At 54.5% G+C, this 26,104-nt stretch carries 25 protein-coding genes, 3 tRNA genes and 1 pseudogene; 5 read left to right on the forward strand and 24 right to left on the reverse strand.

The window, feature by feature from the left end; all coding sequences use genetic code 11:
* Positions 1 to 3: 3 nt before the first annotated feature.
* The 9 genes from CJ260_RS08465 to CJ260_RS08505 form a co-directional block, all read right to left on the reverse strand.
* Entirely contained in the window at positions 4 to 777 is a 774-nt protein-coding gene (locus CJ260_RS08465) for an ABC transporter ATP-binding protein (RefSeq protein ID WP_095629886.1), read from the reverse strand.
* A 243-nt stretch (positions 778 to 1,020) separates the two neighbouring features.
* Positions 1,021 to 1,812 (reverse strand): twin-arginine translocase subunit TatC, encoded by a 792-nt coding sequence (tatC, locus tag CJ260_RS08470; RefSeq protein ID WP_095629887.1) that lies wholly within the window; start codon positions 1,810 to 1,812, stop codon positions 1,021 to 1,023.
* On the reverse strand, positions 1,793 to 2,038 hold the full coding sequence (gene tatA / locus CJ260_RS08475; protein ID WP_095629888.1) for a twin-arginine translocase TatA/TatE family subunit: 246 nt from the start codon (positions 2,036 to 2,038) through the stop codon (positions 1,793 to 1,795). The genes tatC and tatA overlap by 20 nt, the downstream gene beginning before the upstream one ends.
* 74 nt (positions 2,039 to 2,112) lie before the next feature.
* Complete coding sequence (locus tag CJ260_RS08480; RefSeq protein ID WP_087478224.1) at positions 2,113 to 2,616, reverse strand: nitroreductase family protein; 504 nt, start codon at positions 2,614 to 2,616, stop codon at positions 2,113 to 2,115.
* Between the two features lie 513 nt (positions 2,617 to 3,129).
* Positions 3,130 to 4,026: a DNA/RNA non-specific endonuclease gene (locus CJ260_RS08485; protein ID WP_233127933.1), complete on the reverse strand. Its 897-nt coding sequence runs from the start codon at positions 4,024 to 4,026 to the stop codon at positions 3,130 to 3,132.
* A 14-nt stretch (positions 4,027 to 4,040) separates the two neighbouring features.
* A complete protein-coding gene (locus CJ260_RS08490; protein WP_095629890.1) occupies positions 4,041 to 4,451 on the reverse strand; it encodes a ribonuclease Z in 411 nt (136 codons plus the stop codon).
* Positions 4,452 to 4,540: 89 nt separating this feature from the next.
* Positions 4,541 to 4,626: transfer RNA gene (locus CJ260_RS08495), tRNA-Leu, on the reverse strand.
* 12 nt (positions 4,627 to 4,638) lie between these two features.
* A tRNA-Phe gene (locus CJ260_RS08500) sits at positions 4,639 to 4,714 on the reverse strand.
* 8 nt (positions 4,715 to 4,722) lie between these two features.
* Positions 4,723 to 4,799: transfer RNA gene (locus CJ260_RS08505), tRNA-Asp, on the reverse strand.
* 353 nt (positions 4,800 to 5,152) lie between these two features.
* On the opposite strand from CJ260_RS08505, the gene CJ260_RS08510 reads away from it, so the two are divergent.
* A complete protein-coding gene (locus CJ260_RS08510; RefSeq protein WP_095629891.1) occupies positions 5,153 to 7,012 on the forward strand; it encodes a phosphoethanolamine transferase in 1,860 nt (619 codons plus the stop codon).
* Between the two features lie 73 nt (positions 7,013 to 7,085).
* Here CJ260_RS08510 and CJ260_RS08515 read toward each other — a convergent pair whose 3' ends face one another.
* From CJ260_RS08515 to CJ260_RS08535, 5 genes are all read right to left on the reverse strand, one after another.
* Positions 7,086 to 7,784 carry a response regulator transcription factor gene (locus CJ260_RS08515; protein WP_095629892.1) on the reverse strand — a complete coding sequence of 233 codons (699 nt, stop codon included), beginning with the start codon at positions 7,782 to 7,784 and terminating at the stop codon, positions 7,086 to 7,088.
* A gap of 36 nt (positions 7,785 to 7,820) precedes the next feature.
* Positions 7,821 to 8,669, reverse strand: coding sequence for a D-alanyl-D-alanine carboxypeptidase family protein (locus tag CJ260_RS08520; RefSeq protein WP_233127934.1), 849 nt, complete (start codon positions 8,667 to 8,669; stop codon positions 7,821 to 7,823).
* Between the two features lie 177 nt (positions 8,670 to 8,846).
* Positions 8,847 to 9,659, reverse strand: a complete 813-nt coding sequence (locus CJ260_RS08525) for a CpXC domain-containing protein (RefSeq protein ID WP_095629893.1) — start codon at positions 9,657 to 9,659, stop codon at positions 8,847 to 8,849.
* Positions 9,660 to 9,697: 38 nt separating this feature from the next.
* Positions 9,698 to 10,486, reverse strand: a complete 789-nt coding sequence (locus CJ260_RS08530; RefSeq protein WP_095629894.1) for a macro domain-containing protein — start codon at positions 10,484 to 10,486, stop codon at positions 9,698 to 9,700.
* Between the two features lie 82 nt (positions 10,487 to 10,568).
* Positions 10,569 to 11,483 carry a metal-sensing transcriptional repressor gene (locus CJ260_RS08535; protein ID WP_095629895.1) on the reverse strand — a complete coding sequence of 305 codons (915 nt, stop codon included), beginning with the start codon at positions 11,481 to 11,483 and terminating at the stop codon, positions 10,569 to 10,571.
* A gap of 166 nt (positions 11,484 to 11,649) precedes the next feature.
* Here CJ260_RS08535 and CJ260_RS08540 point away from each other — a divergent pair, with 166 nt between their 5' ends.
* The 3 genes from CJ260_RS08540 to CJ260_RS08550 all read left to right on the forward strand — a co-directional run bounded on the left by CJ260_RS08540 (position 11,650) and on the right by CJ260_RS08550 (position 14,950).
* The gene (locus CJ260_RS08540) at positions 11,650 to 12,987 is read left to right on the forward strand and encodes an MFS transporter (RefSeq protein WP_095629896.1); all 1,338 of its coding nucleotides are present in this window, start codon (positions 11,650 to 11,652) and stop codon (positions 12,985 to 12,987) included.
* 75 nt (positions 12,988 to 13,062) lie between these two features.
* On the forward strand, positions 13,063 to 13,491 hold the full coding sequence (locus tag CJ260_RS08545; RefSeq protein ID WP_095629897.1) for a hypothetical protein: 429 nt from the start codon (positions 13,063 to 13,065) through the stop codon (positions 13,489 to 13,491).
* Positions 13,492 to 13,549: 58 nt separating this feature from the next.
* Positions 13,550 to 14,950, forward strand: a complete 1,401-nt coding sequence (locus tag CJ260_RS08550; RefSeq protein WP_095629898.1) for an FAD-binding oxidoreductase — start codon at positions 13,550 to 13,552, stop codon at positions 14,948 to 14,950.
* A gap of 117 nt (positions 14,951 to 15,067) precedes the next feature.
* Here the strand turns inward: CJ260_RS08550 and CJ260_RS08555 are convergent, their stop codons facing one another.
* Together CJ260_RS08555 and CJ260_RS08560 are read right to left on the reverse strand one after the other, a co-directional pair.
* Positions 15,068 to 16,021, reverse strand: coding sequence for an L-lactate dehydrogenase (locus tag CJ260_RS08555; protein WP_095629899.1), 954 nt, complete (start codon positions 16,019 to 16,021; stop codon positions 15,068 to 15,070).
* Positions 16,022 to 16,145: 124 nt separating this feature from the next.
* Positions 16,146 to 16,745, reverse strand: coding sequence for a 5-formyltetrahydrofolate cyclo-ligase (locus CJ260_RS08560; RefSeq protein ID WP_095629900.1), 600 nt, complete (start codon positions 16,743 to 16,745; stop codon positions 16,146 to 16,148).
* Positions 16,746 to 16,951: 206 nt separating this feature from the next.
* Between CJ260_RS08560 and CJ260_RS08565 the strand changes: the two genes are divergently transcribed.
* Positions 16,952 to 17,278 (forward strand): cupin domain-containing protein, encoded by a 327-nt coding sequence (locus tag CJ260_RS08565; RefSeq protein WP_087478211.1) that lies wholly within the window; start codon positions 16,952 to 16,954, stop codon positions 17,276 to 17,278.
* Positions 17,279 to 17,562: 284 nt separating this feature from the next.
* On the opposite strand, the gene trpA is transcribed toward CJ260_RS08565, so the two are convergent.
* The 8 genes and pseudogenes from trpA to CJ260_RS08605 all read right to left on the reverse strand — a co-directional run bounded on the left by trpA (position 17,563) and on the right by CJ260_RS08605 (position 25,772).
* Positions 17,563 to 18,342, reverse strand: a complete 780-nt coding sequence (gene trpA / locus CJ260_RS08570; RefSeq protein WP_095629901.1) for a tryptophan synthase subunit alpha — start codon at positions 18,340 to 18,342, stop codon at positions 17,563 to 17,565.
* Positions 18,335 to 19,518 (reverse strand): annotated as a pseudogene (trpB, locus tag CJ260_RS08575) (tryptophan synthase subunit beta). Before trpB ends, trpA begins: the two are co-directional and overlap by 8 nt.
* Positions 19,519 to 19,528: 10 nt before the next feature.
* Positions 19,529 to 20,128, reverse strand: a complete 600-nt coding sequence (locus CJ260_RS08580; RefSeq protein ID WP_095629902.1) for a phosphoribosylanthranilate isomerase — start codon at positions 20,126 to 20,128, stop codon at positions 19,529 to 19,531.
* The gene (gene trpC, locus CJ260_RS08585; protein ID WP_095629903.1) at positions 20,121 to 20,909 is read right to left on the reverse strand and encodes an indole-3-glycerol phosphate synthase TrpC; all 789 of its coding nucleotides are present in this window, start codon (positions 20,907 to 20,909) and stop codon (positions 20,121 to 20,123) included. Before trpC ends, CJ260_RS08580 begins: the two co-directional genes overlap by 8 nt.
* A 9-nt stretch (positions 20,910 to 20,918) precedes the next feature.
* Entirely contained in the window at positions 20,919 to 21,929 is a 1,011-nt protein-coding gene (trpD, locus tag CJ260_RS08590) for an anthranilate phosphoribosyltransferase (protein WP_095629904.1), read from the reverse strand.
* Between the two features lie 27 nt (positions 21,930 to 21,956).
* The gene (locus tag CJ260_RS08595; RefSeq protein ID WP_095629905.1) at positions 21,957 to 22,529 is read right to left on the reverse strand and encodes an aminodeoxychorismate/anthranilate synthase component II; all 573 of its coding nucleotides are present in this window, start codon (positions 22,527 to 22,529) and stop codon (positions 21,957 to 21,959) included.
* Positions 22,513 to 23,988, reverse strand: coding sequence for an anthranilate synthase component I (trpE, locus tag CJ260_RS08600; protein ID WP_095629906.1), 1,476 nt, complete (start codon positions 23,986 to 23,988; stop codon positions 22,513 to 22,515). Before trpE ends, CJ260_RS08595 begins: the two co-directional genes overlap by 17 nt.
* 488 nt (positions 23,989 to 24,476) lie before the next feature.
* The gene (locus CJ260_RS08605; RefSeq protein ID WP_233127935.1) at positions 24,477 to 25,772 is read right to left on the reverse strand and encodes an amino acid permease; all 1,296 of its coding nucleotides are present in this window, start codon (positions 25,770 to 25,772) and stop codon (positions 24,477 to 24,479) included.
* Positions 25,773 to 26,104 lie beyond the last annotated feature (332 nt).

Below are 26,104 nucleotides of genomic sequence, written 5' to 3' on the forward strand. Positions count from 1 at the left end.
CCTTTACTGCGCCTGCCGCGCCGCAGGCATCGCGCCGGGCTCGAACAGCTTGTAAATGTTGTCGCGCTTGATTTGCAGCTGCGACAAGATAAACTTTTTGATGAAATCGTCCTTCGGCGCATGGATGATGTTGTCCGGCGTGTCGAACTGGGCAATTTTGCCGCCGTTTAAAATGAGCACCCGATGAGACAAGGTAAGGGCCTCTTCCGGATCGTGGGTGACGATAATCGTCGTCAGATGATATTGTCTGGCAATGGTGCGGATGCGTTCTTTAATGGATTCTTTAATGACGCCGTCCAGCGCGCTGAGCGGTTCGTCAAGCAGGAGAATCTTCGGCTTCATCACCAGTGTCCGGGCTAACGCGACGCGCTGCTTCTGGCCGCCTGAAAGCTGGCCGATGCGCTTATTGACGTGGTCCTGCAAATCGAGGAGCCGAATGAGATCTGCCACTTCTTCTTTCGTAGCGATGCCCGGCTTGTTGCGCAGGCCGTATACGATGTTCTGATAAGCCGTCAGGTTGGGGAACAATGCATAATCCTGAAATACAATGTTGAAGCCCCGCTTCTGCATGGGAACGCGGCTTAAATCTTCGCCGTTATACAAGAGCTGACCGCCGCTGATCGGCGTAATTCCTAAAATGACGTTCAGCAGCGTCGTCTTGCCGCCGCCGGAAGGCCCTAAGATAGAAATAATTTCGCCGTCTTCCACGGTCAGGGAAATATCGTCAAGAATCACTTTTTCATCATACTTTTTAACAATATGCCTTAACTCCAGCATAGGGATGTCCTCCTTTTTCAACACTCTTGTTGCAGTGTACGTCCCCTTTGCAAAGATTATATTTATATATCGTAATTTTTAGGTAAAATATGGAAAATAAAAGCAAATAACATTAACTTATTGCTTTATAACGATAGCCTATAAAATGCAGAAAAAAGACCATCCAGTCTTTATAGCGCACTGAATGGTCTTCCTCAACATATTTCTATTTACTTCATGTTGCAATATTCTGCAAATATTATATTATTTCCTCAAAATAAACCGCACCAGCAGGATGCTCGCTTCGTACAGTACGATCATCGGCACGGCGATCATGACCTGTGTGAATATGTCCGTCGTCGGCGACACGACGGCAGCGAAGATAAAGGCGACGACGATGAGGACGCGCCGCTTAGATTTCAAAAAGGCCGATGTAATCAGTCCCATCTTCGCCAGGAAAAACAAGACGAGGGGCAGCTCGAAGACGACGCCGAAGGGCAGCATAAAGGCAATAAAAAAGGACAGGTACGAGCTGAGCGAAAACATAGGCTGCAGCGACGCCGTAGCAAAGCCCATAAAAAACAATACGGCCGCCGGAAATACGGCGTAATACGAAAAGGCCAGGCCGGCGTAAAACAGCAGCACCGCCGTGGGAATAAGCCAGAACACGGCGGCCCGCTCCGAAGGCATCAGGGCCGGACGAACGAAGCCCCATAGTTCATAGCAAATAATCGGCAGCGTCACCAATATGCCCGTACACACAGCTACCTGAATATACGAAAAAAAGACTTCTGCTGGATTGAGAAAATACAGCTTGCCTGCCGGAGCCGATATAATGTCAATGATTTCCTCTACAAAATTATAGGAAACGCCGCTGGCAACGGCTACTGCCGCCAGGCAGATGATCAGGCGGCTGCGAAATTCCTGCAAATGTCCGCTCAGCGGCATTTCTCCATCCTGACACTCCTTCTTAACGGGAGAGCTATCGCCGTCAGCCGTCGCTGCGCTCCGCACTGCCGCGATTTCCTCTTCCGCCTTATCGGGCTTTGTCTCCATAGCTTCCTCCTATGTTCTTCACGTCGTTTATATCCTTTTGAATAGATTCTTTGACTTCCTGTATATCCCCGGCATGGATATCGTCGGCGACATCATGCATAGCCTTTCGAAATTCCCGCAGGCCCTTCCCAAAGGCTCTCGCGACTTCCGGAAGTTTTCCCGGACCGAAGACGAACAGCGCGACGACGGCTACGACGATCATCTCGCCCATTCCGATATTAAACATAGCTCCAATCCTCTCTTTTTACGAAAACAGGCGCCTGATTTGCTCAAGCACCTGTCGAATCCGTACCTATATAATTAGAGATAATGAACCCGGGACGGGTCGTAGCGGTCTTCTTTCAGCCGTTCATTACCGCTGTCTTTCGGATAGCCGAAAGATACGATAGCAAAGGGCGTAAACCCTTCAGGAACGCCTACGGCGCGGCGAACAATGACTTCTCTCGATTTATACGGCGAGACACCGATCCATACAGCTCCCAATTCCAAATGAACTGCTTCCAACAGAATATTTTCTACGCAAGCACTCAAATCAAGGTTGACAAATGCCGGGAACCGCTGGTTTGTATCGCGGCTGCAAACGACGATAGCTGCAGGCGCGTTTGCCGCGCAGCCGGCGTAGGGGCTGCAGCGGGATAAATCCTGAATCACCCGTTTATCACGAACGACGTAAAATTCCCAAGGCTGTTGGTTTCCCATGGAAGGGGCGGCCATGCCGGCGCGCAGCAAGAGTTCTATCTTTTCATCTTCAACCATAGTCGGCAAAAATTTTCGAACGCTGCGTCTGGTAAAGATTTCATTCATACTAATCTACTCCCTCCTGAGTACTAAAATAAAAGTACTATATTGGTTTATTATACCATACATAGTAAAAAAGAAGAATAGAAAATAAGCTGTAAAAAATTCTTACGCGCCCCGTAAAAAGGACGTAAAATAGAAAGGGCGCCGTCCGAAAGCCCAGCGGCGCGCCGTATATCCTTACGTATATCGTTAAACCTATATTCCATCATTACTAACAGCCAAGCATTCCTCCTTCTGGCTGGAAATACAAAAAAGGCTGCCGCACGAAGAGGAATGCGAATCCATAACACCACTATTCCACAACATCAAATCGAGGCAATAGTCCGCTGTCTTTTACCTAACATTCTGACCTTCTGCGAGAACGAGGAAGGCCAGTGAGAATTTACAGAGCGGGGTGCATTCGGCAGTTGACGAAAGAAACTGCAAAAGGCCAAGCAGTCAAAAGAGTATAGCACTTATATAAAAAAATGAAAGCCCACTGCCGACAGAGGCTTTCATTGCACAATATAAAAATATCTAAGGCTTGCAGCTGCCGCAGGGTGAATATCCCTGGGCCAATAAGTCGCCGCGCGAGCCGGTATAGGTTTCCTTATTCTGGCTCTTTATGGTCTTAGCGCCGGAACAAGAAGGCTTGTGAAATTTTTTAGAATTCGTATTTAATATGTACGTATCAGTTTGGTCTGCGCCGGCAGGTGCTGTCCCGTCATGAGCCGGCACGGTTCCGCCGCCTTCTGCATGGCTTTGGCCCGTCCCATAGTCGATGACGATGCCTGGCTGGACATTATAGCAATAGACGTTAAAGCAAATGCCGGCGCCCTTGTCCTCTACCGATTCCGCTTCGATCTGCACGCCCCGGGCGACGAGCTCCTTTCCCTGAAAGACCGGCGTAACCCGGTACAGCACGTGGTTTCCCGTTTCCTTCACATAGTCGGCTACCATGTTTTCAAAGGGAAGCATTCCCTGTACGTTCATATACCGTGTGCCCGTAATGAGGTTTTGCTTATTTGCATTTTCCGCCGACAGCTGATAGCCGATGAGATGGCAGCGGTTATACAAATATTTGCCGTCGACGCTGTCGTATTTCGCCACTTGCCAGCCTGAAGGCTTCACCTGACCGATAGCGCCCCTCTTTTCTGTCGGCATAATGTCCCTGCCAATATTGGCGAAGGCAGCGCCGCAGCGTCCCAGCGAATCTAAAGGGCTATACCGCTCAAAGGACGACTCCGAAAAGTCGCTTTCCGAAAAATCCGGCTTATTGTCATGAAGAACGACGTAGGGCTGGCCGGAAAAGGCTGGTATGTCGGCCAACGACGCGGCAGCCGATACAGAGCTGGCCTGTACCGGACGCGAAGTCTCCGTACTACTGCATCCCGACAAAATCAGACACAACGCCGCAACCAACGTCAATAACAAAGATATACATTTTTTCATTTTTTATAAATCTCCTCCGTAATGCATGCATGGGAATTTCCCGAAAAATCCGTTTTTTCCGCAAGCTTCCATCCCTGCTCCAGGGAAATAGGAAAAAATACGTCTCCCGGATAGGCCCGATTCCAGCGATACAGCCATATTTCTTCAATCTCGTCCGCCCAGGACGCAAAGGCCGCCGTTTCTACGAAGCAAATATCGCCCCTGCCGGCCTGCTGCAGAAAATCCTCGGCAGCGCGTACGCTGCCCGCCTCCTGCGCTTCAAACAGCACGGCGCTGTCCGGATGTATCCACACGGTCCGGCCCGCCGCGCGCTGCAGCAGACGCCGTATCAGGAGCACATCCCGGCTTTGCCGGCGATGATTGAAGGCCATCTCCATAGCGTCGTCAACGCAAGCTGCAATAATCATTCTGCTGTCACCTGCCCTTTCGCATGAGTATTATGTATAATGAATATTACGAAAAAAAGAGCTGTCAATTTCTCGACAACTCTTTTTCCTGGTGCGGTTGATGGGACTTGAACCCATACGAGCTTTCGCTCACTACCCCCTCAAAGTAGCGCGTCTGCCATTCCGCCACAACCGCATGTGTAATTGTTGGTGCTCAGGGACGGAATTGAACCGCCGACACGGGGATTTTCAGTCCCCTGCTCTACCGACTGAGCTACCTGAGCAAAAAATATGGCGACCCCGATCGGATTTGAACCGACGATCTTCGCCGTGACAGGGCGACATGTTAAACCGCTACACCACGGGGCCGTTTCATACTTTTCAGAACGTCTCGCGTTCCGACAAAAAGTATTCTATCATGTTCCGGCTCTTTTGGCAAGTACTTTTTTTATAATTTTTGCAGAACACGCCTCTTTTTTTCAAATCCCCCTGCCGCCTCAGGACATTCGGCGTCTTACGCTGTTGGGAAGGCCTTGCTAAGGAGATAAAAGCGTGATCTCTTTTCTCAGTGAGACCCGTCGCGGCTTCACGTCGCCTTAAATCTGAAAAAATCTCGATTTCCCTGGCTGTCGCTACTATGTAAACCCTGTATTTTGATGTATAATAAGGTCGATACATGCATTTACATAGTATTTACATTATTTACAGAAAGGTGACATTCCATGGTAAAACCCGCCAACAAACCGCAGCGGTTGTCCTTGTCTTCGTTGAAAGCGGATTTTTCTTCTGCCGTTTCAAGACGCAGGCTCGTTTACTTGCTATGTACGTTTTTCGTCATCTACGCCTTGTGCTATCAATGGCAGTTTCTCGTGTCCCTCGGCCTGGGGCCTGATAATATACATCATATGACGGTCGGGCTGATTCCAGCCGTAGGAGCAGTCGTCCTGTCCCTGGCCCTGTATTGGCGTCATCTATGCATCGCTTCCGTCGTGCCGACGGCCCTCATCGCCGTCAGCTGGATCGTGACGGGGCCTTATCTGAGCTATATCACGCTGATACAGCAGAATACAGTGTATTTAAATAATATGTATGATATTTACGTCGGCCTGTATCTCTTCGCCATTCTCTTTTGTCTGAACATGGCGGCCCGGCAGTTTTTAAACCGCAAAATCAGCGCAGCCATCATGACGGCCGTTCAGTTCGCGGCCTTCTTCGTCATCGCCCTGCAGTGGGTATACTTCGCCCTGTACCACTCGTGCATTACCACGTCGGGGGCGCTGCTCATCTTCCAAACGGGGCCGGCGGAAACGCTGGAATACTTCCATTCCCTCGGCATCGGCCGCATCGTCTTTATCGCATTGTTCGTAGCGCTTTTAATCGGCGGCCTTCTCTTCGCCAACTACACGCAGAAGACCTTGCCCCGCACGCCGGTGTACCGAAAGATTCTCCCCTTGCTGTCGCTGCTGATTATTTTCCCATCTGTCGGCGCACTGGGCGAAGAAATTTTCCCGCAGGCCTTCCCGATCCGCACCTTTATCGATACGCACGATTACATGGAACGCTCCGCCTTGTATACGGAAAACCATGACGGCAAATTCGCCGCCCTGCAGGCGGTCCAGCTGAATCCGGCCGAGTACCCTAATACAGTCGTCGTTGTCATCGGCGAGTCGGAAACGCGGACCCTCATGCACGCCTTCAACCCGAATCACGTAGAAAATACGCCATGGCTGACAGCTATGAAGGAAGACCCGGACTTTACGCTGTTTTCCAACGCCTACAGCTGCGTCTGGTACACCGTCCCCGTTTTGGAACGGGCCTTGACGGAAGCCAATTTCTACAATAACAAGGAATTCAACTCTTCTATTTCCATTTTGGATATGGCGAAAAAGGCCGGCTATAAGACGTACTGGTTCAGCAACCAGGGCTCTATCGGCGTCGCCGACACGCCCATCACGCTCGTCGCCAAGACCGCTGACGTATCCGAATGGGTAGACCAGGAATTGAAGCAGTCGACGATGGACGGCGCGCTCCTGCAGTTCCTGCAGCGCGTCGACCCGAATGAAAAGAACTTCGTCGTCCTTCACCTCATGGGCAGCCACATTGAATACCGCAACCGCTATCCCAAGGAATTCCAGGTATTTAACGACGGCACGGTAAATCAGCAGGCCGATTTCGACAACACCGTCCTGTATACGGACTGGGTATTGTCGCAGATTTTCGAATACGCCAAGGAAAATCTCAACTTAGACGCCATGATTTACTTCTCCGATCACGGCAGCGATCCCGACAAAGGCCGCCAGCCCGACGACATCTCCTTCAAGGTGCTGCGCATTCCCATGTTCTGCTACTTATCGGAAGGCTATCAGGCCCGCAATCCCGAAGTCGTCGAAGCCGTCAAACAAAATAAAGATAAGTTCTTTACCAATGATTTAGCCTATGAATTTGTCTGCGGCATCCTCAACATGCAGTCGCCCAACTACGACCCGACGTACAGCATCGCGTCGTTGCAGTGGAAAATGGAACGAAAGGATCTCGTAACCCGCTTCGGCAAGGTCAGCTTGCTGGAGGATACGGAATTCTAACGGGTTCCCATTCTTTTATACGATACGAAAGACCCTGTCTGAACCGGTTCAGACAGGGTCTTTTTCGTATTGCTTATGCAGTTTGAAAGCGGTAGCCGTTCCCCCATACGGTTTCAATGGCCGTAAACGCCGGCGATACTTGATTCAGCTTTTCCCGCAGCCGGTTGATGTGGACCGTTACAGTCGCCAAATCTCCGCTGGCGTCGAGATGCCAGACCTGCTTAAACAGCTCCTGCTTGGAAAACACCTGATCGGGATGGCCGGCTAAAAATGCCAGCAAGTCGAATTCCTTAACGGTCAGCGGGATTTCCGTCCGGCCGCGGAAGGCCTGGCGGCGGCGAATAAAAATCGTTAAGTCGCCGACGCAGATATCCGCGTCTTCGCCGACGGTCCGCCGTTCTTCCAGCAGCCGGCGGCGCATGGACAAGCACGCTTCGATGCGCGCCGCCATGACGGCCGGCGAAACGGGAGCCGTAATATAATCGTCTGCCCCGGCTTCCAATGCCTTGATTTGTTCTTCGTCGCAGCCCCTTTCTGCGACGAGAAACACCGGGACGTTCTGGGCCGCGCGAATCTGACAGCACAGGCCTATGCTGTCCCCATCCGGCAAGGGCGAATGAATCAGGATTACGTCGATCCCTCCCTGCTTCGCCGCCGCCAGCCCGTCTTTTCCGCCGGCCGCGGCGGCAACGTCGAATCCCTTCTTTTCAAAAAAGCCTTTTTCCCAGGCACTTGACGTGCCCGTTCCCCCAATAATCAACATGTGCGCCATTGAAATTCCCCCTCTGCGCCAGATGAATAGAAAGACTTATTTGCCTGTCTGAAGACGCCGGAACCCGTAATCGAGGATAGCCGGCGCATCTTCCCAGCGGTTGTCGTCGTTGAACAGGACGACGAGGAGCGTGCGGCCGTTCCGCGTCGCCGATGCGACCAGGCAGTCGCCGGCCGCATTGGTAAAGCCCGTCTTGATGCCGTCGGCGCCCTTATACCCGCTGGTCAAAAAGCGGTTCGTCGTCGTGACGTGCTTCGGCGTCCGGCCGTCCAGATACTGCACGTCGTACGACGTAAGGCTTACGATACGGCGGAATTCCGGGAATTTCTTCATGCCGTAGGCCGCCATCTTTGCCATATCGACGGCCGTCGTGTAGTGCTTCGCCGCCGTCAGGCCGTGAGGATTGACGAAATGCGTGTGCTTTGCCCCCATTTTCACAGCTTCCGCATTCATCATGTCGGCGTACCCGGCTACGGACCCGCCCAGCGTTTCCGCTACGGCGACGGCAGCGTCGTTCCCCGATACGACCATCATGCCGCGCAGCGCTTCCCGCACGCTCAGCTTATCCCCCGGCGCAATGCCCAGTGAAGAGGGCTCCGTATTCGCCGCGTAGCTGGAAATTTTCAGCGGCTGGTCCAGCTCGTCTTCTTTCTGGTCCAACGCCGTGATGAGCGTCACGATTTTCGTAGTGCTTGCCGGGTGCATCCACTTTGTCGGATTGACCTGATACAATATTTTTCCCGTATCGGCATCGATCATGCAGGCCGCTTCCGCGCCTGTCGACGGTACCGCTGCCTGAGCCGCGCTCCCGCTTACGCCGGAGCAGACTGCTAAAAACAAGGCGCACAGGCCGACTGCCATGATGCGCCGCCATTTACAAAACATGCTGCATCCACTTCCTTATCTAAATACATATTCTGCTGCCTGCTGGCAGTTTCTAAATATAATGCTTATTATATTTTTTATTAAATCATATGTCAATTTTCCGGGCCGAAAATAAAAAACACGTGCCTCCGGCAGGGTTTCCGCCGAAAACACGTGTCTCTTATGCGAATCGTATCCTTATTCAGCCGGCCGTATCTCCGCATGGAACAGCTCCTTGCCGAGGGTCTGCACCCAAAATCCGAGGAGCTGGCTATACGCCTCCTGTCCCGACGACGCGGCTTTTAAAACCTGGGCCATAAATTGCTGGGCCCAGGAGTAGCTGAAGCGGTCGAAGCGCCCCATTTCGTTCATAGCGGGAATCCGCTCCAATAAGGGCAGGAAAATATCCGCCGTCACTTCTTTCGCCTTCGGCGTAATATCGTATACGTATCCCATGCCCTTGCGGTCCTTTTCCAGGAACACGAGGGACACGTCCGCCCTGCCGCCGCCTTCAGTCAAATCGATATGATACGCCTCCAGAGGCAGCTTTTCCCGGTCTGCTTCCTTGACGAGCTGGTACGCGCCGTATTTGATGATTTCATACAGCCTGTCGTCATATCCGCTCTCTATTTCGATGATTTTTTCCCGCCATTCGCCCCAGGTCAGCGCCGCCCGGCAGCGGTAGTCCGCGAACGAATCGCCGCCTAAAAAGGAGCGCACCTCTTCCGACGTAACGGGCGTTTTCGGATCCGGTATATGCCATACCATAAATTTCTTGTGCTTGTCGACATACAAGCAGGGGCTTTCTACATGTATCTGGCTATGGCAATGGGGGCATTGATAAAAAAATAATCCTTCATCGTGAAGCACGCGCCGGCGCAGCTCGGCGTTTTCCCCGCCGTCGATGCAGTCCCATGTGGAAAACGCGCCGACGCCTCCGCAGGCCGGGCACGTAAGCTGCAGCTCGGCGCGGTGCGTCCTGTCTTTCTGCTGATGTTCTTCAACTGCCATGATGTATCCTCTCTTATCCTATAGTGTTTCCGCGCCGCTCAATAATACGACTGCAGCAGCGATTCCAGGCCGGAGCTGCTCTTGATTTCCGGCTGCTCCTGGTACGACTGCATCACCGTATCGGCGGCCTTTTCAATATCGACGATGCCGCGGGGCTGGCTCATATCCAGGAAGGGGCGCAGCACCCGCTTCATAGACCTCACCTGCTCAGCGAAGGCGATGGGGTCGGGCTTATCCGTTTCCACCTGCAGCATGACCAGGGAAATCATCGCTTCTTCTATCATGTCGGCCAATTCGTCCTTATGAGCATCGTTGAGGTGGCGCAGCCAAAAGAGGACGGCCGCTCGCGTATACACAGCCTGCATCTCCGCATCGGCGCAGACCAAATCGATGCGCTCCATTCTTCCGCCCTCTTCCATGAGCAGCGGCACGACGGCAGAGGCGGCGCGCTGTCGGGGATAGCGCTTATCTTCCGTGCTGACCGAAGTAAAGGCCAAATGGCGAACTCCCTTCTCTTCGGCCAGGCTCAGGCTCTTCCGGTAGCAGGACAGCAGCTCTTCTTCTTCGCCGCGCTTGCCGCCGACCCAGATAGGCCCTACGGCATGAATCACATATTTCGCAGGCAGCTTGTAGCCGAAGGTTATCTTAGCGTCGCCTGTGCGGCAGCCTTTCAGGGACCGGCACGCCGCTGTCAGCGAAATGCCGCCGGCCTTATGGACGGCCCTGTCGACGGCGCCGCTCAAGCCCAGCAGGCTGGAGCTGGCCGAATTGACGATGGCGTCGGCCGGCCATTTCGTTATATCTCCCACTAACACGCGAAATTGCATGGTATCACATCCTTTACGATATACGCTCGTACATATAAATTCATTATACCATACAGGAAACGGCGGCGCATAGCAAAGGGCCCTATTTCACAAAAATACTGATGGCCTTCTTGAGCTTTTCCACAGATTCCAAATCGTTTCCCCGCACGGCGTCGGCCAGGCAGTGGTCGATGTGGTCCTTTAAGATGACCTTGCTGACGCTGACGACGGCCGAGTCGACGGCGGCCAGCTGGACCAGCACGTCGCTGCAGTCGCGCTCGTCTTCTACCATCCGCTTGATCGCCTCCAAGTGGCCTTCGACCCGGGCCAGGCGGTTGACGACGGCCTTCTTCTGCGTATGGCTGCGGTGCGAACTGCCTGCCGGAGCCGAGGCACCGCCGCGGCCGTAGGGATCGTAAGACAATTCGTCGGCCTTCGTCACGCTGACAAAATACAGATCGTCCCAGTCGACGGCAGCCGAAAGAGTAAATCCCCCGCCGACAAGATCTGCCGCCAGCATGTCCGCAGGCGGCAGCAGCCGGCGGTCTGCCCGGTCATCGTGAATGCGGTTTACCTGCTGCCGTCCCATATCGTGCATGACGATCAGGGAGCCTCCGTCCTTTAAGGACCGCCGCATCTTTTTGACAAAGTCCCGGCTGCGGCTGCTGATATGAGGATAAAAATTCAGGCAGACGACGGCGTCGTAGGCCTGCTCCGGCAGGTCGTATTTCAGCACGTCGCCCTCTACCAGCGAGAGACCCGGCAAATCGGAAAATTTTTTCCTCGCCTTATCCAGCATTTGCCGGGAATAATCGAGGCCCGTCACCGTTCCCCCTTTGCCGACGGCCCGACTTATATAGGGCAGCAGCACGCCGGTGCCGCAGCCTGCGTCCAGCACCGACGCGCCGGCCCGTATCTTTGCCAGCTTCAGCAGAAACTGCAGCTTTGCCGGATTTTCCTTGCGGTCCCGGTCCCACGTATCGGCATAATTTTCAAAATATATATGTTCTTTATCCATCGCACCTGGTCGTTTCCTTTCATCCTTTTCTATCATTGTAACGGCTGGCCGCAAATTTTACAAACATGAAGTCCGCTCTATGGCGCCCTGAAACAAACGACTGCTCCCGTCGGGGCTTTTTTGCTATAATACAGATAAGGGAAACACATTCGCGAGGTGAGCCTCTATGACTATGGAAAAACATATCTTTTACTCCGTCTGCATCATCAGCTTTGCCGGCTCGTTTTTATCGACAGCCGTTAACATCGCTATTCCCGTCATGTCCCATGAATTCGGCCTGACGCCGGATAAGCTGAGCTGGGTCGTCACGGCCTTCCTAATTCCCACGGCGGCCTGCCTGCTGCCGATGGGAAAGGTATCCGATATCTACGGCCGCAGAAAAACATATGCCGCGGCGCTCTTGGCCTTCGCCTTTACGACGGCTGCCGCTGCTCTGGCAGCGACGCTGCCGGTTCTCGTCGCAATACGGGCCTTGCAGGGCATCGCCTTGTCAGCCGTATACGTATCCTATATGCCCCTGCTGCTGGCAACTACAGACGAGGATTGCCAGGGCCGCATTCTCGGAATCTGCGTCGGCCTGACCTACCTGGGCCTGTCCCTGGGACCGGTCGCAGGCGGCCTGCTGACGGAATACGCAGGCTGGCGCTCTATATTTCTCCTGTCAGCCGCCATGGCTTCCGCAGCCTATCTGTTCATCCGCCCGGTGCGTCAGGAATGGTACGCCAGCGGCGCTCCCTTCGTCAACGCCGTGAGCTCGGCCTTATCCATTGCCGGCATCGTGCTCTTTCTCTGGGGAATATCGTCCTATGCCGAAACGAACCTCCCCTTATGGGCCGGCTTGTTCCTGCTGCTGGCCTTTATCCTTCACGAAAGCCGTTCTTATCATCCCCTGCTGCCGCTGTATATTTTCCGCAGCGTCTCCTTTTCCATGTCCAATCTGGCAGCCTTCATTCAATACAGCGCGACGTACGCCATGTCCTTTCTGCTGTCTCTCTACCTTCAGGTGCTGACCGGCTTATCGCCGGCCGTCTCGGGCCTGATACTCCTCGTCCAGCCCATCATCATGGCCCTGCTGTCGCCGAAAGCCGGCGCCTTGTCCGACGCCTACGGCCCCATGCCGATCGCGACGGCCGGCCTGGCCCTGACGACGCTGGGACTGGCCTGCTTCGCCGTCTGTCCCGACGCATCCGTCGCCGCGGTCGCCGCCTTTCTCGTCCTCATCGGGACGGGGTCTGCCTTATTCGGCGCGCCGAACAACAGCGCCATCATGAGCTCCGTCAAGCCGGCCTATCACGGCGTAGCGTCCAGCATGCTGGCCCTGGCCAGAAATCTCGGACAGGCATCCAGCATGGCCGTCGTCACGCTGATTCTGTCGCAGTACACGGCGGCGACGGCCATATACGCCGACGCCGTGCGCGCCGCCCTGCGCCAGTCCTACACGCTGTTCGCCGTCCTCTGCCTGTTTTCAGTCTTCGCCTCCCTGGCCCGCGGAAAAAAGAAATAGCCGAACAGGCCGTCTTCGCGTATAATAGACATATTAAATCTATCATATAACATACCTGCAAGGAGGTTTTGCCTTATGAAAAAACAAGTAATCGCCGCCATGCTCACCGTATCGCTGCTGGCCGCCGGCGGCACGGCCGTCACCCAGGCCTTCAGCCTCGGCTCGATTTTGAAGGTCGGCGGCGTGACGGTCCTCGTCGATAAATTCGGCGGCCAAATCAACGATTTCCTCAACAAGCTGCTCATGAAAAACGGCGTCGGCACCGACTACGCGACGAAGGTCGTCCCCGTCCTCAGCATCGGCACGGGCAAATACATCGGAGCCGTCCAGGTCGTCGGCCCGACGGCACAGGTCGATAAGGTCAAGGCCGTCGGCCAGCTTGAAGGCAGCTTCAACGATATTGCCCGGGCCAAGGCTCTCATCCCTCTCGAATCCGTCGATATTACCCACCTCAGCCGCGTTCAGGGCATCGGCGTATCGGCCATCATCGACTTGAAATTCTAGTTTTCTAATCCCCCTCGTCGTGGTAGAATAATAACAGCGACATAAAGGGGGAATTTTTTTGAAAACATATCAACCGATAACATCTGAAATCATTGATAAACTCAAGGCCATTACGGGCCCGTCATACGTCAAGACCGACCGGGACATTCTCCTGCAGTATCAGACGGATTATGAAACGAATCCGGCCATGTTCCGCGTCCCTGAAGCAGCAGTCCTTCCGGCAAATGCCGAAGAAATCTCTCAGATCGTAAAGCTGGCCAACGAATACGACTTCCCGATTACCGTCCGCGGCGGCGGCACCAGCCTGGCAGCCGGAGCCATCCCGGTCTGCGGCGGCCTCGTCCTGTCTATGGAACGGCTTAATAAAATCATCGAGCTGAACGAAGAAGGCATGTACATGACCGTCGAAGCCGGCGTCCGCACGATTGACATGCAGAATGAAGCTAAAAAAGTCGGCCTGCTCTACGCCGGCGACCCGTCAAGCGCCGAAAGCTGCCTCATCGGCGGCAACCTGGCCACCAACGCCGGCGGCCTCCGCGCCGTCCGCTACGGCGTCACGCGCGACCAGGTCTACTCCCTGGAAATCGTCACGCCGACAGGGGACATCGTCGAATGCGGCCGCATCCTGAAAAAATGCTCTACCGGCTACGACCTGGAACAGCTCATCATCGGCAGCGAAGGCACCCTGGGCATCATCACCAAGGTCACGGTCAAGCTCATTCCCTTGCCGCCGTACCGCATCGACGTCCTGGCCATCTACACAGATCCGAAAAAGGCCCTGTACATGGTGCCGAAGCTGCTGAAAGCCGGCGTCGACCCGACGAGCGTCGAATACATGGACAACTCCTACGTCCGCGATACGGCCGACTACTGCCAGTATTCCGACATGCCCCATTACGAAGACGGCATCTACGTCATCATTACCGTCGAAACGTTCCGTGAAGACGAATTAGACGCCAAGATGGATACGGTCTGCACGATTTGCGAAGAATCGGGAGCCGTAGAAGTACTGGAAGCCGACGACCGCATCTGGAACATGCGCCGCAACGTCCAGACGTCGTGCGAAATGATCAGCAAGGTCTTCCTCACCGACGACGTCGTCGTTCCCGTCCATAAGATCGCTTCGACCATCGAAAAGATCATGGAAATCGGCGAAAATTATCCCTTCCAGGTTAAGATCAACGCCCACATCGGCGACGGCAACCTGCACATCGTTCTCTGCAAGATGGACATGAGCGACGAAGAATGGAATAAAAACGTCGAAGAATTCCATCAGCAGGTCTACGCCTACGCCTACAGCGTCGGCGGCAGATTGGCCGGCGAGCATGGCATCGGCGCGAAAAAGCTGAAATATATGGAACAATTTACGCCCCAGGGCGAGCTGAAGATCATGAAGACTATCAAGCGGGCCATGGACCCCAACCTTATCCTCAATCCGGGCAAGGTAATCGACGCGTAAGAACTGAAAACGCTGCGCCTCACGCGATGCAGCAATGTAAAAACGGGATGATCCCGGTACCATACCGGTTTCATCCCGTTTTTTATATGCCGTGCATCATCGATGCACAGGAGATTCTTATTTCAGCAAAGCTGCGGCTTTGGCGATGTTGTTGCGGATCGTCTGGCAGCAGCGCTTGAATTCCTGCAGTTCGTCTTCCGGCAGGTTGTATTCCATGACCTGTTCGACGCCATGGATGCCGATGACGGCAGGCACGCCGCAGAAAATGCCCGTTTCGCCGTATTCGCCGTCCAAGGGGACGCTGGCAGCCATGATTTTCTTTTCATCGTGGAGAATCGCCTTGACGATGGACGCAGCCGTCGAGCAGATGCCGTATTCCGTGCAGTGCTTGCCCTTATAGGTTACCCAGCCGCCGCCGATAGCCCGTTTTTTCATGTCTTCCCGGTCAAAGGCAAAGCGGGGATCGTCGCCATAGTCGGCCAGCGGTTTGCCGCGGAAGTTGACGATAGACCAGGGGACCATCTGGGCGTTGCCGTGTTCGCCCATCATGTAGGCCGTGAAGGAGTGGTGTTCCAGGCCCGTCTGCTGTACGATGGCGCTGATGAGGCGGGACGAATCCAATCCCGTGCCGGTGCCCAATACGCGGCCCTTCGGCAAGCCGCTCTTCTTGGCGATTAAGTCGGTAATGACGTCGCAGGGATTCGTAATGTTGACGAAAATGCCGTCAAAGCCGCCGGCCATGACCTTGGGGACGTAGTCGGCTACCTGGGCCACGGTAAATTCCATTTCGTCGTCGCGGTTGCCCGTAGCGCACAAGTTGATGTCGCCGACAGCGTTGACGATAACGTCGCAGTCCTTCAAATCAGCGTAATCCGCTATCGTATACGTGACGCGGTGCGGCATGAACATGACGGCGTCCATTAAATCCTGCCGTTCGCTTTCAGCCTTCTGGGCGTTGCAGTCGCAGATTTTTACTTCATCGGCAATGCCCATCACGCCCAAAACAAAGGCGACATGAGCGCCTACGTGGCCTAAGCCGACGACGCCGACAACTCGTTTCTTTAACTCCATATGTATCCCTCTTTCTGCATAAGTGCTGTAAATAATAATGTAATGGTTTTATGATAAAATATTTTTACGGCAAATACAATAGATGTTTTTAAATTCAACGGATTTGGTCAAATACTAAAACGTTTTAACGGAAAACTTCTTCAAACTTTTTACGGCTGCGGCAATGCACGGCCCCGTCTTCGGAAACGACGACGTCCATCGCGGCGTCGTAGGGCTCCATGGGAATCGGCGCAGTCATCATAGCGTTGCGGCACAGCAGTACCCGCAGGAAGGGCGCCTTCGCCAAGTAAGCGTCGTAAAATCCGCCGCCATAGCCCAGGCGCTGCCCTGCTTCGTTGCCGCTGACGCAGGGAATCAAGCCCAGGTCGATCTCATCGGGCTGCAGCAGCGGCGCATTCGGAGACGGCTCCAGTATGCCCCAGGTTCCGGCCTGCAGCTCGTCCAGCCCGCCGATTTCCCGCATCTCCATGACGCCTTTGCCGACGCACAAGGGGACGCCGACCCGTTTTCCGTCGGCCAGCATGCGTTTAATCAGGGGCTTCGTATCGATTTCATGGGCCATGCCGACATAGGCGCATACCGTACGGGCCGCCTGATAGGCCGGCAAGGATACTACATGGCGGTATATGGCCTCGTCAGCCTTCCGGCAGTATGCCGGCAGCAAGGTTTGCACCCGTTCCAGCAGCAGCCGTCTCAGCCGTTTCTTTTCTTCCCTCTTCGTCATCTGCTCCGCCTCCTGTATCAAAGTCTCATGGCTTCATTATAGCATACCCGCCGGCCCTTCCTGTACAGTCCCTATGAGCCGCCGTTAAGATATCTTATGTATTGATAAAAAAGTATAATAATTTTAACTTTTCCTCATGACAAATTAAAAATACCATGCTATAATATAGGTAAGAAATGCGGAAGCATTAGAAAGGGGTGAGTCCAGTGAACACAGAGATTATTGAACATGCGTCTGGAGGCAAAGGGCATCTTGTAAAAGAGCACCTATTGTCGGCGGAACAATTGCTGGGCAAGAATGACATGTTCGCGAGAGTCACTCTGGAACCTGGATGTTCCTTAGGCTATCATGTTCATCATGGCAACGCAGAGGCTTATTATATCCTTTCCGGTGAAGGCGAGTACGACGACAACGGCACAGTCCGAACCGTCAAAGCAGGAGATGTCACTTATACGTCGGACGGAATGGGTCACAGCATCGAAAACAAGGGCGGCGAAAACCTCGTTTTCATCGCGTTGATTATTAAAAACTAAATAATGTCCACTTATTTCGCTTGATGATTCGCCAATGTTCGTTAGTACTAACTTGTCGGATTTTAGTTCTTCGAGCTTTTCGAATACTTGCAGATTTGCAAATCAGGATAGTCCACAGTTTGAGACGAATGTATGTATTTAGCGAGGTTAAAGATACCAGAACCAAAAACCATATGAATATGAATCCTATACCATAAGGCCCGGTACGCATATGTCGCGTGTATACCGGGTCTTTATCATGGGTAAAGCAATCCCCTCGGCCAACAGGCTGAGGGGATTGTCCTTTATACGCTTCGGCTCGCCGCGGCCTTCATGGCCTTGACGTATTCGTAAATATGGGGGCCCGCTTCCGTTCCGTACTTGCCGATAATCTTGACGATGGCGCTGCCGACGATGACGCCGTCGGCGACGGCGGCGATCTGTTCGGCCTGCTCGGTCGTATTGATGCCGAAGCCGACTGCGCAGGGCACGTCGGTCACGCTTTTCGCCACGTCGACGATTTCCTTCAAGTCCGTAGTAATCTCGCTGCGCGTCCCCGTAACGCCCAGGGACGACACGATGTACAAAAAGCCCTGGCCGACGGCGGCGATTTCCTTGATCCGCTCCTTCGACGTCGGCGCGATCATGGCGATGATGTCGACGCCGTACCGCGCCGCCTCGCCGGCAAATTCGCCCCGTTCCTCAAATGGCACGTCGGGAACGATGACGCCGTCGACGCCCGTTTCAGCGCATTTTGCAAAGAATGCATCCTTTCCGTAATTGAAAATCGGATTGGCATAGGTCAAAAATACCAGCGGAACCTGAGACTGCTGCCGTACCATTTCGACGAGGCGGAACACGTCTTCCAGCCGCGTGTTAACCGACAGGGCCCGGATGTTGGCTTCCTGGATGACGACGCCTTCGGCGATGGGATCGGAAAAAGGAATGCCGATTTCCACCAAATCAGCGCCGGCCCGTTCCATCGTCAGGATATATTCACAGCTCTTTTCTATCGACGGGTCTCCTGCCGTCAAAAATCCAATAAAAGCCTTGCCGTCTTTAAATGCGTTTTTAATCTTACTCATGGATGTCCCTCCCTTTATATCTGGCAATCGCCGCTACGTCCTTATCGCCGCGGCCCGATAAGCAGACGATCATCACGTCGTCCTTGTTCATCTTCGGCGCCAGCTGCATCGCGTGGTACACGGCGTGGGCGCTTTCAATAGCGCAGATGATGCCTTCCGTTCGGGCCAAATATTCAAAGGCTTCGACGGCTTCGTCGTCCTTTACGGGAACGTACTGGGCCCGGCCGCTTTCGTACAGATGGGCGTGCTCCGGCCCGATACCCGGATAGTCGAGGCCGGCAGAAATGGAATATACTTCGTCGATCTGCCCCTGGTCATTCTGGCAGAAAATCGATTTCATGCCGTGGAAGATACCGACGCTGCCTTTGGAAATCGTCGCGGCGTGGAATTTCGTGTCGATGCCCTTGCCGGCAGCTTCGCAGCCGATGAGCCGTACCGATTCGTCGCCGATGAAATGGTAAAACATGCCCATGGCATTGCTGCCGCCGCCGACACAGGCCAGCACGGCCGCCGGGAGCTTTCCTTCCCGTTCCAAAATCTGCGCCCGCGCTTCCTGGCTGATGACGGACTGGAAGTCGCGGACCATCATCGGGAAGGGATGGGGCCCATGGTCGAACCGATGACGTAATGCGTGTCGTCTACGCGGCTGACCCATTCGCGCATCGCTTCGTTGACCGCATCCTTGAGGACTCTCGTTCCCGTGGTGACGGCGTGGACCTTCGCGCCCAGCAGCTCCATGCGGTATACGTTCAGGGCCTGCCGTATCGTGTCTTCTTCACCCATAAAGACTTCGCATTCCAAGCCCATAAAGGCCGCGGCCGTCGCCGTCGCCACGCCGTGCTGGCCGGCCCCCGTTTCGGCAATAACCCGCGTCTTGCCCATCTTTTTCGCCAGCAGGCACTGGCCCAGGGCGTTGTTGATCTTATGGGCTCCCGTATGATTCAGGTCTTCCCGTTTCAAATAAATTTTTGCGCCGCCCAAGTCTTCCGTCATCTTGCCGGCGTAGTACAGTAGCGACGGCCTGTTGGCGTAATTATCCAGCAGGTCCTTTAATTCCCGCTGAAACTCCTCGTCCTGCTTATAAAAGGCGTAGGCCTTTTCCAACCGATGAATCTCGTTCATCAGCGTTTCCGGTATGTACTGTCCTCCAAAGAGTCCGAATCTTCCATTGCTCATGATGTACCTCCTAAAAAGTATGTCTTATTCGCCTTACGAATTCTATCATCTTCTGTCTGTCTTTTACGCCTTCCGTTTCTATGCCGCTGCTCACGTCTACGGCATAGGGGCGAAGCTCAGCCGCCACGGCGGCGTTGCCCGGGTGCAGCCCGCCGGCCAGAAAATACGGCCGGTCCAGCGCCGCAGCCAGCGACCAGTCGAAGGCCTGTCCCGTGCCGCCGGCTCCATGGTCCAGCAGGATGAAATCTGCCGAACTCTTGCCTGCGTCCTGTATATCCTCAGGCGAGCGGACGGAAAAGGCTTGTATGACCGGAACCGATACGGCCCGGCGCAGCTCCCGGATAAAACCTTCGTCCTCTGTGCCGTGGAGCTGCACCATCTGGATGACACCCTGCCGTACCAGCGCCGCAACGTGGTCTATAGGCTCGTCGACGAATACGCCTACGGCCGGTATGTCCTCCCGCAGGATCTTCCGCAGCTGCGCCGCCTGCCCGTCCGTCACGCGGCGGCGGCTGCCAGCGAAGACAAAGCCGACGTAGTCCGGCAGCAGTTCATTAGCCCACTCGATATCGCAGCGCCGCGTCAGGCCGCATAGCTTAATCTTAACCATGACGTTCTCCCGTCAGCGCTGCCAGGGCCGCTTTTTTGTCGGCGCTGCGCATGAGCGTTTCGCCGATGAGAACGGCGTCGGCGCCGGCCTCGCGCAGGCGGTCTATGTCGGCGCGGCAGCGTATGCCGCTCTCTGCTACGAAGAGGACGTCCTTCGGAACGAGAGGCCGCAGGCGGCAGCTCGTATCCAGGGATACGGAAAAGTCCTTCAGGTTGCGGTTATTGACGCCGATGATGCGCGCGCCGACAGCGACGGCCCGCCGTACTTCATCTTCGTCGTGCGCTTCCACCAAGGCCGACAATCCCAGCGAGTCGGCCCGCCGAAACAGCCTATCCAGCTGTTCGTCATCCAGCAGGGCGCAGATGAGAAGTATAGCCGCGGCGCCGCTGCGCCGCGCTTCATCCACCTGGTATTCGTCGATGATGAAATCCTTGCGCAGCAGCGGTGTCTTTACGGCTGAGGAAATCTCCTGCAAATACCGGCAGCTGCCCTGAAAATAATCCCGCTCCGTCAGGACGGATATGGCCGCCGCGCCGGCTTGTTCGTATTCCCTGGCGATGTCCACGTAGGGAAACTCCTCTGCAATGACGCCTTTCGACGGCGATGCCCTCTTGACTTCGCAGATAGCCGACATGCCCGGCCTTTTGAGGGCCTGCTCGAAGGGAAAGCCCTCTGCTGCCGGCGTGGCCAGAGCCATCTGCCGCATCTCGTCCCGCGAAATTTGCCGTATATCTTCCGCCAGCCGTCTGGCGACGGCGGCAGCAATCGTATCTAATATCATGACGTCCTCCTAAGCGATGTGGCTCTGGGCAATAAAGGCATCCAAGGTCTGGATCGCTTTGCCGCTGTCGATGAGCTCTTCTGCCAGCCGAACGCCGCCTTCAAAGGTCGATGCCTTTCCGGCAACGTACAAGCCGGCTCCGGCATTGAGGACGACGGCCGTCCGCCGCGTGCCTTTTTCCCCGCTCAAGACGCTGCGGGTAATCGCGGCGTTTTCCGCCGGCGTGCCGCCGACGATATCCGACTTCGCGCCGCGCTGCAGCCCGAACTGTTCCGGCTCGATGACGTAGGTCTTAAAGGTATCGCCGTCGAATTCGCAGATTTTTGTCGGCGCCGACGCCGATATTTCATCCATCCGGTCCAGTCCGTACACGGCCATTCCCTTTTTGACGCCCAGACCGTGCAGGGCGTGAGCCAGGGGTTCTACCAGGCTTTCGTCGTACACGCCGAGGATTTGATGATCTGCATGGGCCGGATTCGTAAGGGGCCCCAGGATATTGAACACTGTCGGAACGCTCAGTTCTTTGCGGACCGGCCCGACGTACTTCATGGCCTTGTGATAGTGCTGGGCAAAGAGGAAGCAGAACCCTACGTTGCGGAGCAGCTCGGCGCACCGTTTCGGTTCCATGCTGATATTCGCTCCCAGTGCTTCCAGCACGTCGGCGGCGCCGCTCTTGGACGTAGCCGCCCGGTTGCCGTGCTTCGCCACCTTGCAGCCGCCGGCGGCGCAGACAAAACCCGACGTCGTAGAAATATTGAACGATCCCGACTTATCGCCGCCGGTTCCGACGATTTCCAATACGCCGTCGCAGCCGTCTACGGGCAGGGCATGGGCCCGCATCGCCTTGGCGCAGGCCGTGATCTCATCGATCGTCGTCCCCTTGGACTGCAGCGCCGTCAAGAAGGCCGCCGTCTGAACCGGCGTCGTTTCGCCGCTCATAATCTCGTTGATGACGGCCATCGTTTCTTCCATGGTCAAATCTATTTTCTGTATCAGTTTTACCGTTGCTTCTCGTATCATGATGACATCCCCCTCCGCATAGATCTTCTACGCCGATAGCTGTAAAAAATTCCGAATCATTATCGGGCCTTCCGGCGTCAAGATGGACTCCGGATGAAACTGCAGCCCGTATATAGGATACTTTCGATGGCCGACGGCCATGATTTCCCTTTCTTCCGTCTCAGCCAATATTTCCAATTCGTCCGGCAGCGTTCCCCTCTTCGCCGCCAGCGAATGGTAGCGGCCGACGTCGATAGCCGGCGGCACATCCCGGAACAATGGCGACGGGCTGCAGATATGCGCCACAGACTGCTTGCCGTGCATGAGCCGTTCGGCGTACGTAATCTCCCCGCCGAAGGCTTCGCAAATGGCTTGATGGCCTAAGCACACGCCTAAAATGGGAACCTTGCCGGCAAAATGCCGGATGGCTTCTTCACAGATGCCCGCCTCGGCCGGCCGCCCCGGCCCCGGTGAGATGACCAGGTGATCGGGATGCATGGCTTCGATGGCCTGGACCGTCGTCTCGTCGTTCCGCACGACGGTAATCCGGCGGTCGAACTGCCCCAGCAGCTGGTAGAGATTGTAGGAAAAGCTGTCGTAATTATCAATAAGCACAATCATCGTCTATCCCTCCGTCGGCCTGCCGGATCGCCATGACCACGGCCTGAATTTTATTGAGGCATTCCTGATATTCCCGTTCGGGCTCGCTGTCGGCGACGATGCCCGCCCCGGAACGGACGAACACGCGCCGCCCCTTCTTATAAGCCAGGCGGATGCCGATGCACATATCCATGTTTCCCGTGAAATCAATATACCCGATAGCGCCGCCGTATACGCCCCGCTTTTTTCCCTCCAGCTCGTCGATAATCTGACAAGCCCGGATCTTCGGAGCTCCCGACAGCGTCCCCGCCGGCAGGACCGCTCCTACGGCGTCGACGGCCGTCTTATCTTTGCAAATCGTCCCCTTTACCGTAGACCCCAGGTGCATGACGTGGGAAAACCGCAGGACGTCTAAGTACGACTCGACGTGGACGGAGCCGAATTCGCTGACGCGCCCCAAGTCGTTTCGCCCCAAATCGACGAGCATGTTATGCTCCGCCAATTCTTTTTCGTTGTGCAGGAGCTCCTGCTCCAGCGCCGCGTCTTCTTCGTCCGACGCACCTCTGGGGCGCGTCCCCGCCAGGGGGAAAGTAAAGAGCGATTCGTTATGAAGCTTTACCAGCGTTTCCGGAGAAGAGCCGGCAATTTCCAGATCCTTTCCTGACAAATAAAACATGTACGGCGACGGGTTCGTCGTCCGCAGGACGCGGTATACGTCGAAGAGACTGCCGTCGGCTTCCGCCTCCATCCGATTGGATAAGACGACCTGGAAGATATCGCCTTCGCGTATATAGTGCTTTCCCGCCTCTACCATGCGGCAGTATTCCTCGCGGGAAAACATGGGCTGGAAGGGGCTTTGCAGCCGCAGAGGAGCGATGTCGGCCCCTTTGCCGCGGCGGATGAGCCGCTCCATCTGCTCCAGCTCCAGCAGCGCCTTTTGATAATGCTCGTCCGCTCCGTCAAGCCGTACGTTGGCAATCAAGAAGATGGTCTGCTTCAAATGGTCGAAGACGATGACCTTATCGAACAGAAACAAGTCGAAATCCAGTATATCTTCATCGTCGTCAGCCTCCAGATGCAGCGACGGCTCGGCGTACTGGATATAATCGTAGGCGACGTATCCGACAAGGCCGCCGGTAAAGGGCGGAAGGCCGTCGATGCGGGGCGCCGCGTTGTCCGCCAGCACCTGCCGCAGGAAGGACGCCGGGTCTGCCGTTTGAACCTCTATATCCGTGCCGGCCCGGATGTGGACCGTCCCGTCCTTGCAGGCCAGCTCCATCTGGGGATCATATCCTAAAAACGTGTACCGCCCCCACCGCTTGGAGTCCTCCATGCTCTCCAGCAAGTAGCACTGGGAGCTCACGGTTTTCAAAATCCGCATCACCTCGACAGGCGTCCGGATATCAGCGTACATGCGCCGGCTGACCGGCACGGTTTTATACTGGGGGCCGTAGGCCTTTACTTCTTCTAATGACAGCATCGCTGGTTCCTCCTATAAAAAAATCCGCCCATGACAAAGTCTACAACTTGTCAAGGACGGATATAGTTTCTCCGCGGTGCCACCTTGCTTTAGGATATGACTCCTACTCTCGACGGAATGCCATCACATTCCCGGCAACTGACGTATGCCTCCACGTCGCAGAATACTCGGCTAATGCCTTTGACTGCGCCCTCAGCGGTCCATTTAACGAGCTGCGTTCGGCCGGCTTCTCAGCACCCCGGCTCTCTGTACGTGCACGACATCGTTTTTACTTCCGCCTCACTGGTTTTCATGGGCTATGTTCGTTTGTTGATTTGTATGATATATCAAAAAAACTAATCTGTCAAGAATTTATCTCTTTAGATTTTAAAACAATCGTTTTACGTAATTAAGATAATACATTATAGCGCAAAAAAACGCATCTCTCTTCGTTGGAGGGAATGCAAAGAGAGATGCGCTGAAAGCTATGTATGGCTTAGGTAATCCGATTAGAAGAAGGCCAGGAAAGGCGATACGACTAAGAGCACGCCGGCGAAGATGATAAGGGCCAGCGTAATGCCCTTATATTTGTGCAGGGAATTGACCTTGTACACCAGGTAGGCCGGAATCAGACAGCCAATCAAGCCGAAGATAGGTCCGAGAAGGGTTAACAGCTTGAGAACCGGCGCGTTGAGGACGATAGCGCCCCAGGCAACGGCTACGGCAAAGACGAGGATACCCGTTTTTACCATCGACTTGTTAATCCGTTCTTCCGGCATCACGCGGCGCAGGATGTTCAGGGCAATGCCGCCGCAGGCTTCGCGGAAGCCAAGGAATACGCTGAAGAAGGCCGTCATGACGGAGAAGATGTTCAAAATCAGGCTGAAAATCTTAACGGCGCTGCCGTCAAACCCTCTGGCTACGATAGCCAGAGCGGAAATATTCTGAGAGTAGGCTTCTACAGCCTGTTCATGGCCCATGGCCAGGTTGAAGGACATGGCGTAAGAGAAAATCGTAATGAACAGGACGCTGAAGGCAATCTTCATAGCCCGCATCGCTTTATACCGCGCTACGTAGATAGACTTGTGATGAGAACGGTAGGAAATAACCATCGGGCTGATGCTGGGCAGGAACAAAATCGACGTCAGCGTAACCGGCAGCATGGCGATGGTATTCTTAATCAGAAATCCCAAGTCGGGGAATACGCCGATGTTGGCGATATTCCAATGCTGAACCATGATGCCTCCGAGGCAAATGACGACGAGGAGCTTGGTCAAAACCATGAGCGTAGACATGCGGAACAGCAGCTGTTCGCCCCGCGACGCCAAGGCAACCATGACGCAGATGATAGCCAGGCCGTAGAAGGGGCTGTCCGACAGCAGCGTATCGGTCACGCCGAAGGAATACAGGAACGACGCGCTGTCATTCGTCAGAGCCGTCGAATACATAAACACGCAGATCAAAATGCTGAGGAAATAGAGAATACCGAGAAGGAAGCCCCAGTTTTTCCCCAAATATCCGCTGATGACGCTGGGATAATCTTCGCATCGCGGCGAATCGGCCAACGTGTTGATAAATAAGCGCTGCAAGAGATAAATAGCCGGATATGCGATAATCGCCGAAAACAGATACACCCAGATACCAACAAGACCGACCTGTACGGGAAGGAATACGATACCGGCGCCGATTGCCATGCCGATACTCATAATAACCCAGCCCCAGTCCGTGCTGTCAAACTTAACGGCCGCTTTCCATTCTACGTCCGTCATCCCTGCCTGCCGCGCAAGCGCTGCCGATGAGTTCATTGTGCATAACCTCCTAAATGAATACAGAAACCGCAGTAAAATGATAGCCGATCGCATTCTTTCGAGCTAACTGAAACATACTAGCCATCGTCCCCACACGATTAGCTGCTTCCCCCATCGTAACTCCTTACAGTACATTGTTATGCGTGTTGCAAGCATTTCTTCAAGCAAGTACCGCATATTTGTATATTTAAATTTCCGGCTGCGCTTTATATACGAAATTCCTATAAGCTATTCCGGCTCGTATATTGCCTGCCGTAAAATTTAAAGCTATAATAGTAGTATAATCTTCTACTCAAACGTTTTATTTGTTATCTAAAGTATAACATGGA

The sequence above is a fragment of the Megasphaera sp. ASD88 genome (assembly GCF_002287425.1).
In the GTDB taxonomy this organism is placed as follows: domain Bacteria; phylum Bacillota; class Negativicutes; order Veillonellales; family Megasphaeraceae; genus Megasphaera; species Megasphaera stantonii.